Origin of the sequence: Thauera phenylacetica B4P (assembly GCF_000310225.1) — a bacterium.
Classification (GTDB): Bacteria; Pseudomonadota; Gammaproteobacteria; order Burkholderiales; family Rhodocyclaceae; genus Thauera; species Thauera phenylacetica.
Genome location: NZ_AMXF01000040.1, coordinates 13,568 through 27,013, shown reverse-complemented (window position 1 = coordinate 27,013; position 13,446 = coordinate 13,568). Strand labels below are relative to the sequence as shown.

Genomic DNA, 13,446 nt, shown 5'->3' with positions numbered 1-13,446 from the left:
AGCAGTTGGCGCTGTTGTAGTGGCATTTTTGAAAGTGCGCTCTAGCAAAAACAAGCACTTGCGAGCGTAACTGTCGAACTCGGGAGATCCAGGGGCGTGTGGTCGACCTCGACGCGCTCGTTGGGGCGCGTTGCGCGGAAGCCCGCCTTGCTGTGTCGAAACCGGCGATTTGCTTCGTCCTCGCCGTATCGAGCGACGGCGCGCTCATACGCGTCCCGACCGTTGATCATTCGGTAAATTGTCGCCAGCGATGGCGCGACAAGCTGCTTGGTGGGCGGCAGTGAGAGGTTTTCATTGGCAATGATTCGCATCACCTCGAGCCGTGTAGCCTCACCCGACTCCCTACCTTCCAGGTAGATGTTGTCGATACACTGGTCGATGATCTCCACAGTGCGCTCGGACATGCGGTGGTCGCGTCCCGTGTTGGTCCCCCAGGACTTACGCCTGAGGCTCAGGACGCCGCGGCCCGACTGCGCGCTGCGTCGCGCCCAGCGGTAAACAGATATGGGATGAGGAGGGCAAGGGTCACCAAGCTCTCGTGCAACCTCCTCTATCAGCAACTTGGTTATCGCGGAGGGTGAGCACGATTTGCAGCCGGCATCCTGCAGTCCCTTGACATAACTGTTTCGGCGGATTGCTTCCTTCTTCTGCGCTTCAGGGAGGTCATCGATGGTGGGTCCAAGCCGCTCACGCTTCAACAATGTGGGGTCGTACCCGCCAGGCAGGCGAAATGAAAGCCGGCGCTCGATGTAGAGCACGGCGAGCTCGCCCTCGGAGAGCTCGACGGGGCTGAATTCCGTCGTTTCATCGGCCGCGATCAGGCACCACTTCCCTGCAGGGTTAGGTGGCACGAGCCGGAGATTCTTGTCATCAAACTTGACCAGAGGGTTACGTAGCCAGGTGAAGCGATTCATTTGGCAACCCCCCAGATCTCACTGCCCTCCGTGGTCCGCCATGGGAGCTCCCGTGCAATCCTGGTTGCGCGATGCGGCTCTTGCAGGACCATGGCATTACGGTCGATCGTGTGGGAAAGGAGATCGATATTGAGGTCTCCGTTCAAGACGTGCGCGGCTGCCCTCGACAAGCCGCCCAGGCGCTCCGCGACGACGTGGATCGGTAGTGGCAAGTCTGGCTCGACGGCTGATAGCTCTAATCGGTCAGGGCTTACACGCGCGGCACCCCGCCATCTTTGGAGAATTCGGATGTTCTCCAGCAGGGGCTCGACGCGAATCCAGCGGTCGGTGATGACGTAATAGTCCAGACCCTGCGCGGCCGACCCGACTGCCCGCGCTTCAAGCACATCGGCCATGGTCATCGCCTGGGTGGTGTGCTTTACCTCCACATATATCTCGAGACCGTCGACGAGCGTCAGCTTGAAGTCAGGCGTCGTGTTGCGCTTCTTGCCTTCGTGCTCATAGGCGATTCGTACAGGCTGAGCCGTGATTTTTGTGACCGATGGGCAGGCTTCGAAGCGCGCAACGGCCTCCTCTTCTTGGGCGCTCTCGCAGTGGACAATGGCGCCTGACTTGAATGAAGGCGCTTTGCGGCGCGGCATGGGCTGCGAGCGCGTGATGGGCTGACGCGCCATGGGCGCGCGGCGGCTCGAAGGGGCAGCAGGTGCCCCGGACGTGCAAGTCATTTCAGAACTCCAGGTTGAGCGCCGCCTTTGAGCCGCCTATCGAGGCGGATCAAGGGGGCTGATATCGCAAGCCACAGGCGTAACAACGCCCGCGTTCAGACGTGTGCGCCGAACGTTGGTGATGGCAAGGGGAATCGGGAATTGACGGCGGGGCCCTGGAGGCGGAAACTCTTGGTGTCGAAGCAAGGGCTCTGCAAAGGGCCGATCGGGGCAGGCCGTCAGGTCTGCCCTTGTTTTTTATGGCATGGGAATCTCCCTGTGTCGTGTGCGAGTGGGTGGGTTGTCCGCAGGTGCGGGGTTCAGTTCGTACTTGGGTGTTCTGCCTGTTTCGTCCGTGCAGATGGGCTGGAGCCCTCGCCTGGCTCCAAGACTCGTCGCTTCAGCCTGGGGATCTCGCTGTGCGGACGCTCGCGCAGATCACTTTTCAAAGCCAGCGTCGCTCGGATCAGCCCGACTTGGCTGGGATGCAGGGTGTTGAGTTGCAGGCGCATCTCATTGAAGACGACGTAGACGTCTTCGGGCGCGTCTACTTCCAATGTCATCCTCCGCTGCGAAAGTTCCAGCGCCTCTAGCAGGCAATCAGTATTTTTCTCGTCTAGATTGAGCGCGGCCTGGAGCCGTTGGACAAACTCGGCTGCCGGCGGCCCCTTTGCGCCCACCTCCAGGGCCGAGAGATAGGTCTGCTCGTATCCGAGTAGCTCCGCCAGATCAATCTGGCGCAAGCCGTTGCGGCGTCGGGTCTCTGCAAGGAGGCGGCTGAAGGGGCTCATTAACTCTACCCGTATGGGTACTTAGAACGAGCGAAGATTAATGGCAGGATGGGCGAGGCGCAAGCGACATCGTGCTATAAAGTGTTGAAAAGAAAAGAGAAGTGATTTTGTTCACTGACGGCGTGATTCTATAAATTCAATAATCGTGAATTGGAACAAGGGGCTGCGGACGGGAAGCGCTTGGGACCTACAGAAGGCTGGAAGCTGACTGCTCTTCGCCGGTTTCTCGACCGGCTTGAACGCCTGAAGAACAAAAAAAGCCCAGCCGAGGCTGGGCGAGATCACTACTACAGGAGCCTTAGCGTCGAGGTAGGCCGGTTGGTCGCCGGTGGTTTCACCAAGCGCACCAAGAGTGCCGCTAACGCTTGAGGTGATGGATATCTCTAGGGAGGGCGCTGGCTTCCCCTCGCCCAGCGTGACCCGTATGATTCCTCCATGACGCAAGAATCCTGGCTTTTCGCCTGGATCGGGGCGGCGGACCATCAAGCGGCCGAGGCTGATGACCGTGAGCGGCCCGGTCCGATCGCTTCGGCGCTGCTCGCTCACGAGCGGTTCGGTCGCGTGGTCCTGCTGACCAACTACGGCTTCGAGCGCAGTAAGCCCTACTGCGATTGGCTCGAGGCGCTGACCAGCTACGTTGATGTCGATCTTTACGAGATCGAGTTGAGCAGCCCGATCAACTACGCAGAGATCTACGAGAAGGTCAGTGCCGAGTTGAAGCGTGCTCGGCTGCCGAGGCGGGAGGTGCTGCCGACCTTCCACTTGAGCCCCGGGACGCCCGCAATGATTGCGGTCTGGATCTTGCTCGCCAAGACGCGCTTCCCTGCACGGCTGATCCAGACTTCGGCCCAACGGGGCCTTGAGCGGGTCGACTTCAATTTCGACCTCGCAAGCGATTTTCTGCCCGAGTACCTCAAGCGCAGCGAAGATCGCATCGAGCGGCTGGCGGGCGAGCAGCTTGGGGTGCCGGAGTTTGCTCGGATCATTCACCGCAGCCCGGCGATGCGAAAGCAGGTTGATCGCGCGAGGCGGATAGCGGCCTTCGATTTGCCCGTGCTCGTTCTGGGAGAAACGGGCACGGGCAAGGAGCTGTTCGCCCAGGCGGTCCACGCGGCGAGCAAGAGGGCGAATCGCCCCTTCATTCCTGTGAACTGTGGTGCCATCCCCCGTGAGCTCGCCAATTCAGAGCTGTTCGGCCACAAGCGAGGTGCCTTTACCGGCGCAGATCGCGACCGTGATGGTCACTTCAAGGCCGCAGAAGGCGGCACGCTGTTTCTCGACGAGATTGGTGATCTGCCGTCCGACACCCAGGTGCGTCTGCTGCGTGCCTTGCAGGAGAAGGAGGTCACGCCGGTCGGTGCATCGAAGCCTATGAAGGTGGATGTGCGCATCATCGCGGCTACTCACCGCGACTTGCAGGCCGATGTGACCGCAGGGCGATTTCGGGAAGACCTCTTTCACCGCCTCGCCGTCGGCATCATCAATCTGCCCGCCTTGCGCGAGCGCGATGGCGATGTCGAGCTGCTCATCGATCACTTTCTCGACCAGCTCAATGCCGGAGCGGGATTCGAGCCCGAGGTACAACACAAGAAACTTTCTCTGGAGGCTAGAAACTTTCTTCTTGCGCATCCTTGGCCGGGTAACATCCGCGAGCTTTATCACACGCTCGTCCGGTCGGTGATCTGGTCCGACGGGGATACGATCACCGGGGATGAGGTTCGCGAGGCGCTGCTGGAGGTGGCGCCGGGCAGCCAAGGTGTCCTCGACAGGCCGCTTCACAAGGGCTTTGATTTACAGGCACTTCTCGACGAGGTCTCGCGTCACTATCTCGAGCGCGCCATGCAGCAAACAAACCATCGGAAGAAGCTGGCAGCCGAGCTGCTCGGGTTTCCGCACTACCAGACGCTCACCAATTGGCTCAGGCGTTTCGGTCTCGAAAGCGCTGAAGAAAAGGAATAGGAGGCTGGCACGGTTTTCGCTGCATGAAGTGACCATCGCACGAGAACGCCAGACATGTGGATGCAGGAACGCTCATCGCTCAACTTCGAACCGCTACGGTCTCATCATGCCGAGCTTGCGAGCATGGGCGGATTTGCCGAGCACTATGCGTTCACTGATCCAGAGAGCGCGCTCGTCAAACTCCGGAGCTTTGCCGAGCGAATCGTCGATCACCTCTACACCCGCTTACGGCTGCCGCGTGCGCCCCAGTCCAACTTTGCCGACCTACTCGCGAATGCCAGCTTCACGATGCTGGCCGATCGCCTTGTGCTCGACAAGTTTCACTTGCTCCGCAAACTCGGTAACCGTGCTGCGCATGGGGAAGACGTCGGCAGCACAGACTCTCTGCGGGCACTTCGCGAGGCATGGCAACTTGCGCGCTGGCTCCACGTGACTTTCTGCGGTGGAGTCGTCGAGGACTTCGCAGAGTTTCGTGAGCCCCCGCCCGACGGCACGGACAGCAAGGCCGAGATCAAGCGTAAGGCGAAGGCGCTTGCTGAGCAGAACGCTGCCAAGGAGGCGCGTCTCAGAGAAGCGCTCGAGGAAGTTGCCCGTCTGCGAGAGTCTGAGCGCGAGCTGCGCGAACGGATTAATGCGGCAAACGCTCCGCTCGAGGAGCGGGAGATCCGCGCCATCGCAGATGTGGCGGAAGCAACCAGCAACCAGCTCCAGTTCAGCGAGGACGACACGCGTCGGTGGCTCATCGAGCGTGACCTTCGCATGGCGGGCTGGAATGTCGGCGAGCAGGGCCGCAGCACCGAGCAGGTCGGTCAGGAGGTCGAGGTTCTGCATCAGGCGACTTCAAGCGGGAGGGGCTTCGCCGACTACGTTCTGTGGGACGACAACGGCAAGCCGCTCGCGACGGTCGAGATCAAGAAGACCACCCGTGATGCCCGACAGGGGCAGGCGCAGTCCAAGGACTATGCAGACGGGCTCGAGAAGATGTATGGCCAGCGGCCGATGATCTTCTACAGCAACGGTCACGACATTTGGGTCTGGGATGATGCGCTCGGCTACCCGCCGCGGCAGATCTACGGCTTCTACGCGCGCGACACGCTCCAGTACCGCTGCGGTTTCCAACGCAGTGGCCGCTATGAGCTCACCAAGGTCATGCCGGACGAGCGCATCGCGGGCCGGCTCTATCAGATCGAGACGCTGCGCCGCGTAACCGAGCGCTTTGCGGCATGCCACCGAAAGGCGCTGATCGTCCAGGCAACAGGAACCGGAAAGACCCGGGTCGCGATTGCACTCGCCAAAATGCTGATCGAGGCACGCTGGGTGAAGCGGGTTCTCTTCCTCTGCGACCGCAAGGAGCTTCGCAAGCAAGCGCGCAACGCATTCAGCGAGTTCCTCAAGGAGCCGATCTACGTTATCGGCCAGCAGAACAATGACATCGCGCTCAAAGATGCCCGTATCTACATCGGCATCTACCCGGGCATGATGAACATCTACGAGCGTTTCGATACGGGTTTCTTCGATCTCATCATTGCCGATGAGTCGCACCGCTCGATCTACAACCAGTACGGCGATCTCTTCAAGTACTTTGACGCCCTGCAGGTGGGCCTTACCGCAACGCCCGTCGAGATGGTGTCGCGCAGCACATGTCGTCTGTTCGGCTGCGATTACAAACTCCCGACCGCCAACTATCCACTCGAGCAGGCGATCGCAGACGGCAACCTGGTGCCCTTCCGCGTGGTGGCTCACACTACAGCTTTTCTGCGCGAGGGGATCAAGTCGGCCCATCTCAGCGACGAGCAGATTGCCGAGCTGGAAGACCAAGGGATCGATCCGAACACCCTGGATTTCGACGCTCAGGAGATCGACGACGCGGTATTCAACCGCGATACCAACCGCATCATCCTGCGTAATCTCATGCCTGAATCCGTGTTGTCTTCAGCGCGTACCCGCTCCGCGAGCCCCAGCGCATGATTTTTCTGCTGCCTGACTCCCAATCTCAGCTCACCGCAGCCCCGAGCACCGTCCTTTCACGGCCCGGAGGCCCGGCGAGCCGGGCTTACGGGGGGTGCGCTACGTCATTTTCCTGCTCCCACGCGGCCGTCGCCCTTTCGCCGCAGCGAAATGGCCTCGATTCGGAGAATTCGGCCGTCGGATTTGCATCACGGCGAAGCCACCGCGCACAGTCGCGCCTGCACCGTGGTGAACACCTTCACATGCGCGGCGACGCCGCGTCCGAAGTCCAGCACCAGGCGGCGGGCGTGTTCGACGAACTTCGCCGCACGGTACATCACCTCCTGCAGCACTGTCTTGATGCGTCGGCGCTTGGCCGGGTGACGGATCGGCGAGAGCTCGCCGGTCAGCCCGAGTTGGCCGATCAGGCGCAGGCAGTTGTAGGCGAACGCGGCCAGATGCATGACCGCGTCGTTGGTGTCGAACTTGCCCGAGGGCAGGCGCTCGAGGTCCAGGTCGGTCTTGATCTCGGAGTGGAACTGCTCGTGCGTGCCGTGGTGCTTGTAGAGCTCGATCACGTCGGCCATCGCCACTTCGAGGCTGGTCCACCAGCCTTCGATCTCGATCTCGGGGGTCAGCAGGTGCTGGCCCTTCTTGTCGATCGTGCGCTCGGTCACCCGCACCACCAGACGCAGCGTGCGCTTGGCCTTCTTCCAGGCACGGTCGATCTTCAGGTCCAGCAGCCCCACCCGCTTGCCCGCGCGCACTTCCTCGAAGACGCCGGCGGCCTCGGCCCGGTCCACCCAGGCGGTCTTGTCCTGACGGCGCGGATTCCACTTGGTGAGGTAGTCGAACGAACGCCCCAGCGCTGCCCAGCGATCGCGCTCGTCGGCCAGCGCGAACAGCAGCCGGGCGCTGTCGAAGCCGCTGTCGGCCCGCCACAGCAGCTTCGCATCGGCCGCACACACCCGGCGCAGGCGCGGGAACGCGCGCTCGAAGAAATACTCGGTCTCCAGCGCCGAGTGGTGCGACCCCGCGCGCAGCTCCAGGCCGAGGTTCCAGCCCTCGTTGCCCAGGTACAGCGCGATCGGCGTGTAGCCATCGACGCCCTGGTAAGTGCGGCTGACCGCCTCCTTCTTGGTGTCGGAGTTGTCCATCACGAAGGTGTCCAGATCGGCGCAGACGTAGCCCTTGTGCGCCGTGATCGGCGCCTCGGTGCGCTCGAGCAGGCGCAGGCTCAGCTCGTCGGTCAGCTCGCGCAGCTCGGCCGCGCGGGCATCGAGCCGTTGGCGCATCCACACGCTGCCGGGCACCTTGGCGAGCCCGAGCGCTTCCTTGAAGAAGCGGTCGCCGCGAAACGGCTCGATCGCCTCGAAGTCGCTTTTGCCCAGGCTCAGCAGCCCCACCACCGACTTGACCAGGTCCGAGCTCCGCATACCCTGCGACACCGGCAGCCTCGGGTCGATCACCGCCTCGACCTGTGCCGCCTGGCAGCACTGCCCGATCAACGCCAGGCCCGAGTAGGACGTCAGATTGAGCTTGGCGGATTGCTTGACTTCGAAGCGCGGCATGGTCGGTTGGGTGAAAGGCTCGGATGCGTAATTATACAATTACATCAATGCGTTAGGCTGGATTTCCGGCTAAGCGAACACGGATTCAGGTCATGGAGAACGGCATCCGCGACGCGGACGGCCAGTTGCCCGGCAAGAGCATCGTCTTTGCGCGCAGCATCGATCACGCGCGTCTTCTGGCCGAGCTGTTCGACGAGATGTATCCGCAATTCGCGGGCAAGTTCTGCCAAGTCATTCACTCGAAGGAGCCGCGGGCCGAGCAGCTGATCGATGATTTCAAGGGTGCGGAAAACGCAAAGAATGATCAGCTGCGCATTGCCATTTCCGTGGACATGCTCGATACCGGTATCGACGTGCCCGAGGTTGTGAACCTCGTCTTCGCCAAGCCCGTGAAATCCAAGGTCAAGTTTTGGCAGATGATTGGCCGGGGTACGCGCTTGTGCAAAGACCTCTTCGGGCACCGCAAAGACAAGACTGAGTTCCTGATCTTCGATCACTGGAACAACTTCGCCTACCACGACCTCGATCCCGAAGAGGTCGAGCGCAAGACCCCAAAAGCGCTCAGTCAGCTCCGCTACGAAGCACGTATCGCGCTCGCGGAGCTCGCGCTCAAACATTCGGAACTCGAAGTGTTTGCAGTGTTGCGCGATCAGCTCAAGGCGGATGCCGATGCACTCGATGACCGCACGATCGCCGTGCGCGAGAACTGGCAGGCTGTTCAGCAAGCGAGGGATGCAGCGCTTCTGCACGCATTCGCTCCGACTTTGCGCCAGCTGTTGGTCGAGTCTGTCGCGCCCCTGATGGCGGTACTCGACGTGCGGGGCCAAGGCCCTGCGCTGCGCTGGGATCTGTTGCTGGGCGAAGCGCAGGCTCATGCGATCGCGGGGCCCGGTCAACCGAATCCCAAGCGAGCAGAAATCATCGAATGGCTGGATCGGCTCCCCAGCCACCTCAATCCGGTGCGCGCGAAGGCGCCCGAGCTCAAGACGATCCGGAGCGATGTGTTCTGGGCGGGGGCGGACTTCGGCCACCTCGAGCAAATGCGCGTCGCACTACGCGACATCATAGATCTTGCCGAACCTCCCTTGCTGCCACCACCACCGCCTCCCAAGGTGATCGACGTTTCCGAGAGGCTCGAGGATGTGGAGGCTTACCTTCGTCCGACCAACATCCGATCGGTCGACTACACCGTGTATCGTCGCGCGGTCCAGGCCGCGCTCGAGCCCTTGTTCGAAAGCGAACCGGTGCTCCGCAAGATCAGAAGGGGCGAGCCTGTGAGTGTTGCCGACATCGACCGGCTAAACAGCCTCGTCCACACGCGCAACCCGGATGTGGATTTGGCGACGCTACGTACCTTCTTCCCCGATACTGCCGTGCCGCTCGCGCAGATTCTGCGGAGCATCGTGGGCTTGGAGCACGAGGTCGTCGAGGCGCGCTTCACTGCGTTCGCCCAGAAACATCCGCTGGGAAGCCAGCAGCTTCGGTTTCTTGCCCTTCTCAAGGAGCATATCCGCCAGCATGGGGCCATCACGACCGACGATCTTTTCGCTGCGCCGTTTACCAGTGTTCATACGGAAGGCGTGCTCGGCATCTTCACCGATGAAAGGCAGTTCGACGAGCTGCTTGGGATTATCAAAAGCTTTGGCGAACCGCTCGTACAACCGAGTATCACAGGGAGAAGCGTATGAGTTCAATCACCAGCTATGACAGGCTCGAGGACCTCGGGCGGGTTCGGTTGTCGAGAAATTTCTTCATGAGGGAGTTTCTGTATAGCGAGATTGCCGCTTGGCATGGACTTCGAAACGTCCCCGATAATCCTGAGAGGGCCATAGAAGCTGGACGCATGCTTTGTCAGCAGTTGCTTGAGCCCCTGCAAGCAACATTCGGCAGGATCCATGTGCGGTCCGGCTATCGCTCGCCCGAGGTCAATAAGTTCGGCAATGAAAACAAATTGAACTGTGCTAGCAACGAGAAGAACTTTGGCCGTCACATTTGGGATTATCCAGATGAGCGTGGTCGGTATGGAGCTATGGCCTGCATTGTAATTCCGTGGCTTGTGGATTACATCGAGAAAGGTGGTTCCTGGACTGCAATGGCCTGGTGGATTCATGATCATCTTCCGTACAGCAGTCTTTATTTCTTTCCTAGGCAAGGTGCTTTTAATATTGGGTGGCATGAGCTGCCTGAGCGGCGGATAGATAGTTATTCAGCGCCGAAGGGATGTCTTACTCGCCAGGGGATGGAAAATCATCAGGGCTCACACAGGGGTGAGTATCCGGAGTTTCCTCAGCTTGTTTCAATTAGTTCAGAAAAACACGTGCCTCCAGCTAATCTGGTTGCTGATCCTCGTCCTGGAGTGGAGTCTCGCTCGAGCCCAACAAAGCATTCCGTTTCTACACAGAAGACACTCTCCTTTTCTCCGCAAACTGGAGGGGCAATCAACTATCGAGCCATCCACACACGAAATTTGTGGCGCAAAGTCGGTAACCACACCTCCCTCGAGAAGGCGATCCTTGGCAAGGATGGAGCTGTAGGGCTGTTTGCTCGAAAAGTACGCATCGATTATGCAAAACATGGGGACCCGCTTTACGTACTGGTCTGGGAAGGTGGGGCCGATAAAGGCTTTGTGATAAGGCCAGATTCGAACTCACCTGAAGGTATACGGGTGGCGAGCGTTCCTATGCACGATATCCAGGATTTCGAGAGCCGCGGGCAGGCAAGCCAACGGGCATTGGATAAGTATTTTGGCGCTTGATAGCGGGTGCTAATTATGAGGAATGAATGAAGTACATCGACTTTAGTATCACGCAGTCCAGTATCGACAACCGCAGGCTTTATTTTGACGCGGTTCATCAGTCGTTCTTTCCGTCCGATGCTCTCGGCGGTAGGGCGGCAGCTGCCAAGGCTCAGGGGCAGATCTGCATTGAGGCCAACGAGGAATGCTTCGATACCGATATTCGGCTCAGCAGTAGCGTTCGAATCTCGCCACGCACGTCTTTCAAACGCTGGTTGGCATCCGTGAGGGCGCACGATGGCGCCAAGGCACGGCTGCATCGTGTCGCCGACCGTCAGTACAAGCTCGAATATCTGGGTTGAGCAGAACGCATGATCACAGGTGAACTCAAGAGTCGTATCGACGCCCTCTGGACCGACTTCTGGACCGGCGGCATTACCAATCCGCTCACCGTCATCGAGCAGATCACCTTCCTCATGTACAGCCGTCTGCTCGACATGAACGAGCGGCGCGACGAGAAGCGCACAAGCCTCAGCGGCCATCCCTTTGCGAGACGTTTTCTTGCTGACGAGCAGGATTGCCGTTGGGAGAGCTGGCGCCACTATGGGGCGGAGCTGATGCTCCCGCACGTGCGGGACAAGGTTTTCCCACACTTCCGCCGACTGGCCGAGCGCACGTCGGGCGATGGAAGTCAGTTCGCCGCGTTCATGAAGGACGCCCAGCTGATGATCCAAAAGCCTTCGCTGCTGGTGAAGGCGGTCAATGCCGTGCAGGATCTTCCGCTCGACCGCGGCGACACCAAGGGCGACCTCTACGAGTACCTGCTCGGCAAGCTCACGACCGCAGGCATCAATGGCCAGTTCCGCACGCCGCGGCACATCATCCGCATGATGGTCGAACTGATGGAACCCCAGCCTTCCGACCGGATCTGCGACCCCTCCTGCGGTACGGCGGGCTTCCTCGTCGAGACCTACGATTACCTGCTGAGAAACTACAGCTCGGAGGCTGGCACCCACCGCGAGACCGTGCTCAACGAAAAGGGTGAGCCGGAAGAGCAGGTCATCTACAGTGGCGACCTCCTCGCCGAGCACCGCCACCATGTCGACACCGACATGTTCCATGCCTTCGACTTCGACGCCACCATGCTGCGCATCGCCACCATGAACCTGGTGATGCATGGGGTGGCCGAGCCAGACGTGCACTACCAGGACACGCTAAGCCAGACCTTCACGGAACGGCATGGGGACACCGCGCAGAACGCCTTCGATCTGGTGCTCGCCAACCCGCCCTTCAAGGGCAGCCTGGACGAGCACGATGTGGCTGCGGACCTGCTGCGTGTCGTGCGTACCAAGAAGACCGAACTCCTATTCATCGCCCTCATTCTCCGCATGCTCAAGGTAGGTGGGCGCAGTGCCACCATCGTGCCTGATGGCGTGCTGTTCGGTTCCAGCAAGGCACATGTGCAACTGCGTAAGCATCTGGTCGACGATAACCAAGTCGAAGCGGTGATTAGCCTGCCGAGCGGTGTGTTCAAGCCCTATGCCGGCGTGTCGACCGCGATCATCGTTTTCAGCAAGGGCGGGGCCACCGACCAGGTGTTCTTCTATGACGTCGCCGCCGACGGCTACTCACTGGACGACAAGCGCCAACCGGTGGCCGAGAACGACCTCCCGGATGTGCTCGACAAGTGGCGCGCCTGGTGCGACTGCAAGGGGGATTTCTCGGACCGCACGCAGAAGGCGTTCGCAGTGACCGCCGATGCTATCCGTGCACAGGGCTACGATCTGTCGATCAACCGCTACAAGGAGCAGCGCTACGTGGCGAAGGAGTATGAAGATCCGAAAGAGATTCTTGCCCGATTGAAAGTGTTGGAGCGCGAGATCCTGCACGAGCTAGATGACTTGGAGGGTTTGATCTCTAAATGAGGCGCACATATACCCTGAAAGACATCGCACCAGCCGTGGCCGCAACAGAATCAAAAAACGATGGAGAGGTTTGGCTACTCAATCTTGAGCATGTGGAGTCGTACACTGGTCGTTTACTTGAGAAAAAAAAGGTACCGACTGGCGCAGTCGGGAGTTCGACTCAGGCGTTTGATGCCAGCAACGTCCTCTACAGCAAACTGCGCCCCTACCTGAATAAAGTCTATTTGCCTGAAGGATTCGGGTACTGCACTTCGGAGTTCGTTCCTTTACGACCGCGCATTGACCTTGTGACCAGAGATTACCTCGCGGCCTATCTTCGGTCCGAGCGTTTCTTGTCTTGGATAAAGTACCAAGTCGCTGGATCAAAGATGCCTCGTGTTTCAATGGAGGCGTTTTGGGATCACTTGGTTGAACTGCCCTCACTCGAAGAACAGGAACGTATAACGCAAATCCTTAACAAGGCTGAGAGTGTTCGCCATAAACGTCAGCAAGCAGTCCGTGAGGCGGACAGCTTTATGCGTGCGATTTTCTTGGATATGTTTGGTGATCCAGTTACGAATCCGATGGCTTGGCCGATCCGAAAGTTCGGTGAGCTTGGCCAATGGGCATCTGGTGGGACGCCAGACAGGGCGAGAAGCGATTTCTTTCGGGGGGAAATTCCTTGGTTCTCTGCGGGAGAACTGAATGCAATGTATGTGTCTGAATCCTCCGAGAGGATTACGGATCTCGCATTGACAAGGTCTTCAGCAAAGCTCTTTGCTCAGGGGTCTCTGTTGTTGGGAATGTACGATACTGCCGCCCTCAAGGCTTCAACCTGAATCCGTGTTCGCTTAGCCGGAAATCCAGCCTAACGCATTGATGTAATTGTATAATTACGCATCCGAGCCTTTCACCCAACCGA

Annotated in this window: 11 protein-coding genes; 7 read left to right on the top strand and 4 right to left on the bottom strand. The window is 59.7% G+C overall.

The genetic code is table 11. From position 1 onward, the window contains the following. Positions 1 to 41 precede the first annotated feature (41 nt). From C667_RS25650 to C667_RS07890, 3 genes are all read right to left on the bottom strand, one after another. A complete protein-coding gene (locus C667_RS25650; protein WP_157302244.1) occupies positions 42 to 914 on the bottom strand; it encodes a hypothetical protein in 873 nt (290 codons plus the stop codon). Continuing rightward, entirely contained in the window at positions 911 to 1,588 is a 678-nt protein-coding gene (locus C667_RS07895; RefSeq protein ID WP_004360025.1) for a TnsA endonuclease N-terminal domain-containing protein, read from the bottom strand. The genes C667_RS25650 and C667_RS07895 overlap by 4 nt, the downstream gene beginning before the upstream one ends. Before the next feature lie 350 nt (positions 1,589 to 1,938). Further along, a complete protein-coding gene (locus C667_RS07890; protein ID WP_004360023.1) occupies positions 1,939 to 2,409 on the bottom strand; it encodes a helix-turn-helix domain-containing protein in 471 nt (156 codons plus the stop codon). A 435-nt stretch (positions 2,410 to 2,844) separates the two neighbouring features. Between C667_RS07890 and C667_RS07885 the strand changes: the two genes are divergently transcribed. Next, positions 2,845 to 4,368 carry a sigma 54-interacting transcriptional regulator gene (locus C667_RS07885; RefSeq protein ID WP_004360021.1) on the top strand — a complete coding sequence of 508 codons (1,524 nt, stop codon included), beginning with the start codon at positions 2,845 to 2,847 and terminating at the stop codon, positions 4,366 to 4,368. Between the two features lie 54 nt (positions 4,369 to 4,422). After that, positions 4,423 to 6,336 carry a DEAD/DEAH box helicase family protein gene (locus C667_RS07880; protein ID WP_004360019.1) on the top strand — a complete coding sequence of 638 codons (1,914 nt, stop codon included), beginning with the start codon at positions 4,423 to 4,425 and terminating at the stop codon, positions 6,334 to 6,336. 188 nt (positions 6,337 to 6,524) lie between these two features. Here the strand turns inward: C667_RS07880 and C667_RS07875 are convergent, their stop codons facing one another. Continuing rightward, positions 6,525 to 7,886, bottom strand: a complete 1,362-nt coding sequence (locus C667_RS07875; protein ID WP_004357889.1) for an IS1380 family transposase — start codon at positions 7,884 to 7,886, stop codon at positions 6,525 to 6,527. A 92-nt stretch (positions 7,887 to 7,978) separates the two neighbouring features. Here C667_RS07875 and C667_RS07870 point away from each other — a divergent pair, with 92 nt between their 5' ends. Genes C667_RS07870 through C667_RS24920 form a run of 5 tightly spaced genes read left to right on the top strand, consistent with a single transcriptional unit; the run spans position 7,979 to position 13,363 of the window. Further along, positions 7,979 to 9,574: a type I restriction-modification enzyme R subunit C-terminal domain-containing protein gene (locus C667_RS07870; RefSeq protein WP_004360016.1), complete on the top strand. Its 1,596-nt coding sequence runs from the start codon at positions 7,979 to 7,981 to the stop codon at positions 9,572 to 9,574. After that, positions 9,571 to 10,641: a hypothetical protein gene (locus C667_RS26155; RefSeq protein WP_211207678.1), complete on the top strand. Its 1,071-nt coding sequence runs from the start codon at positions 9,571 to 9,573 to the stop codon at positions 10,639 to 10,641. The genes C667_RS07870 and C667_RS26155 overlap by 4 nt, the downstream gene beginning before the upstream one ends. Before the next feature lie 26 nt (positions 10,642 to 10,667). Next, positions 10,668 to 10,982, top strand: a complete 315-nt coding sequence (locus C667_RS07865; RefSeq protein WP_004360014.1) for a hypothetical protein — start codon at positions 10,668 to 10,670, stop codon at positions 10,980 to 10,982. 9 nt (positions 10,983 to 10,991) lie between these two features. Beyond that, the gene (locus C667_RS07860; RefSeq protein ID WP_004360012.1) at positions 10,992 to 12,545 is read left to right on the top strand and encodes a type I restriction-modification system subunit M; all 1,554 of its coding nucleotides are present in this window, start codon (positions 10,992 to 10,994) and stop codon (positions 12,543 to 12,545) included. Further along, positions 12,542 to 13,363, top strand: a complete 822-nt coding sequence (locus C667_RS24920; RefSeq protein ID WP_083881289.1) for a restriction endonuclease subunit S — start codon at positions 12,542 to 12,544, stop codon at positions 13,361 to 13,363. Before C667_RS07860 ends, C667_RS24920 begins: the two co-directional genes overlap by 4 nt. The last annotated feature ends 83 nt before the right edge of the window (positions 13,364 to 13,446 follow it).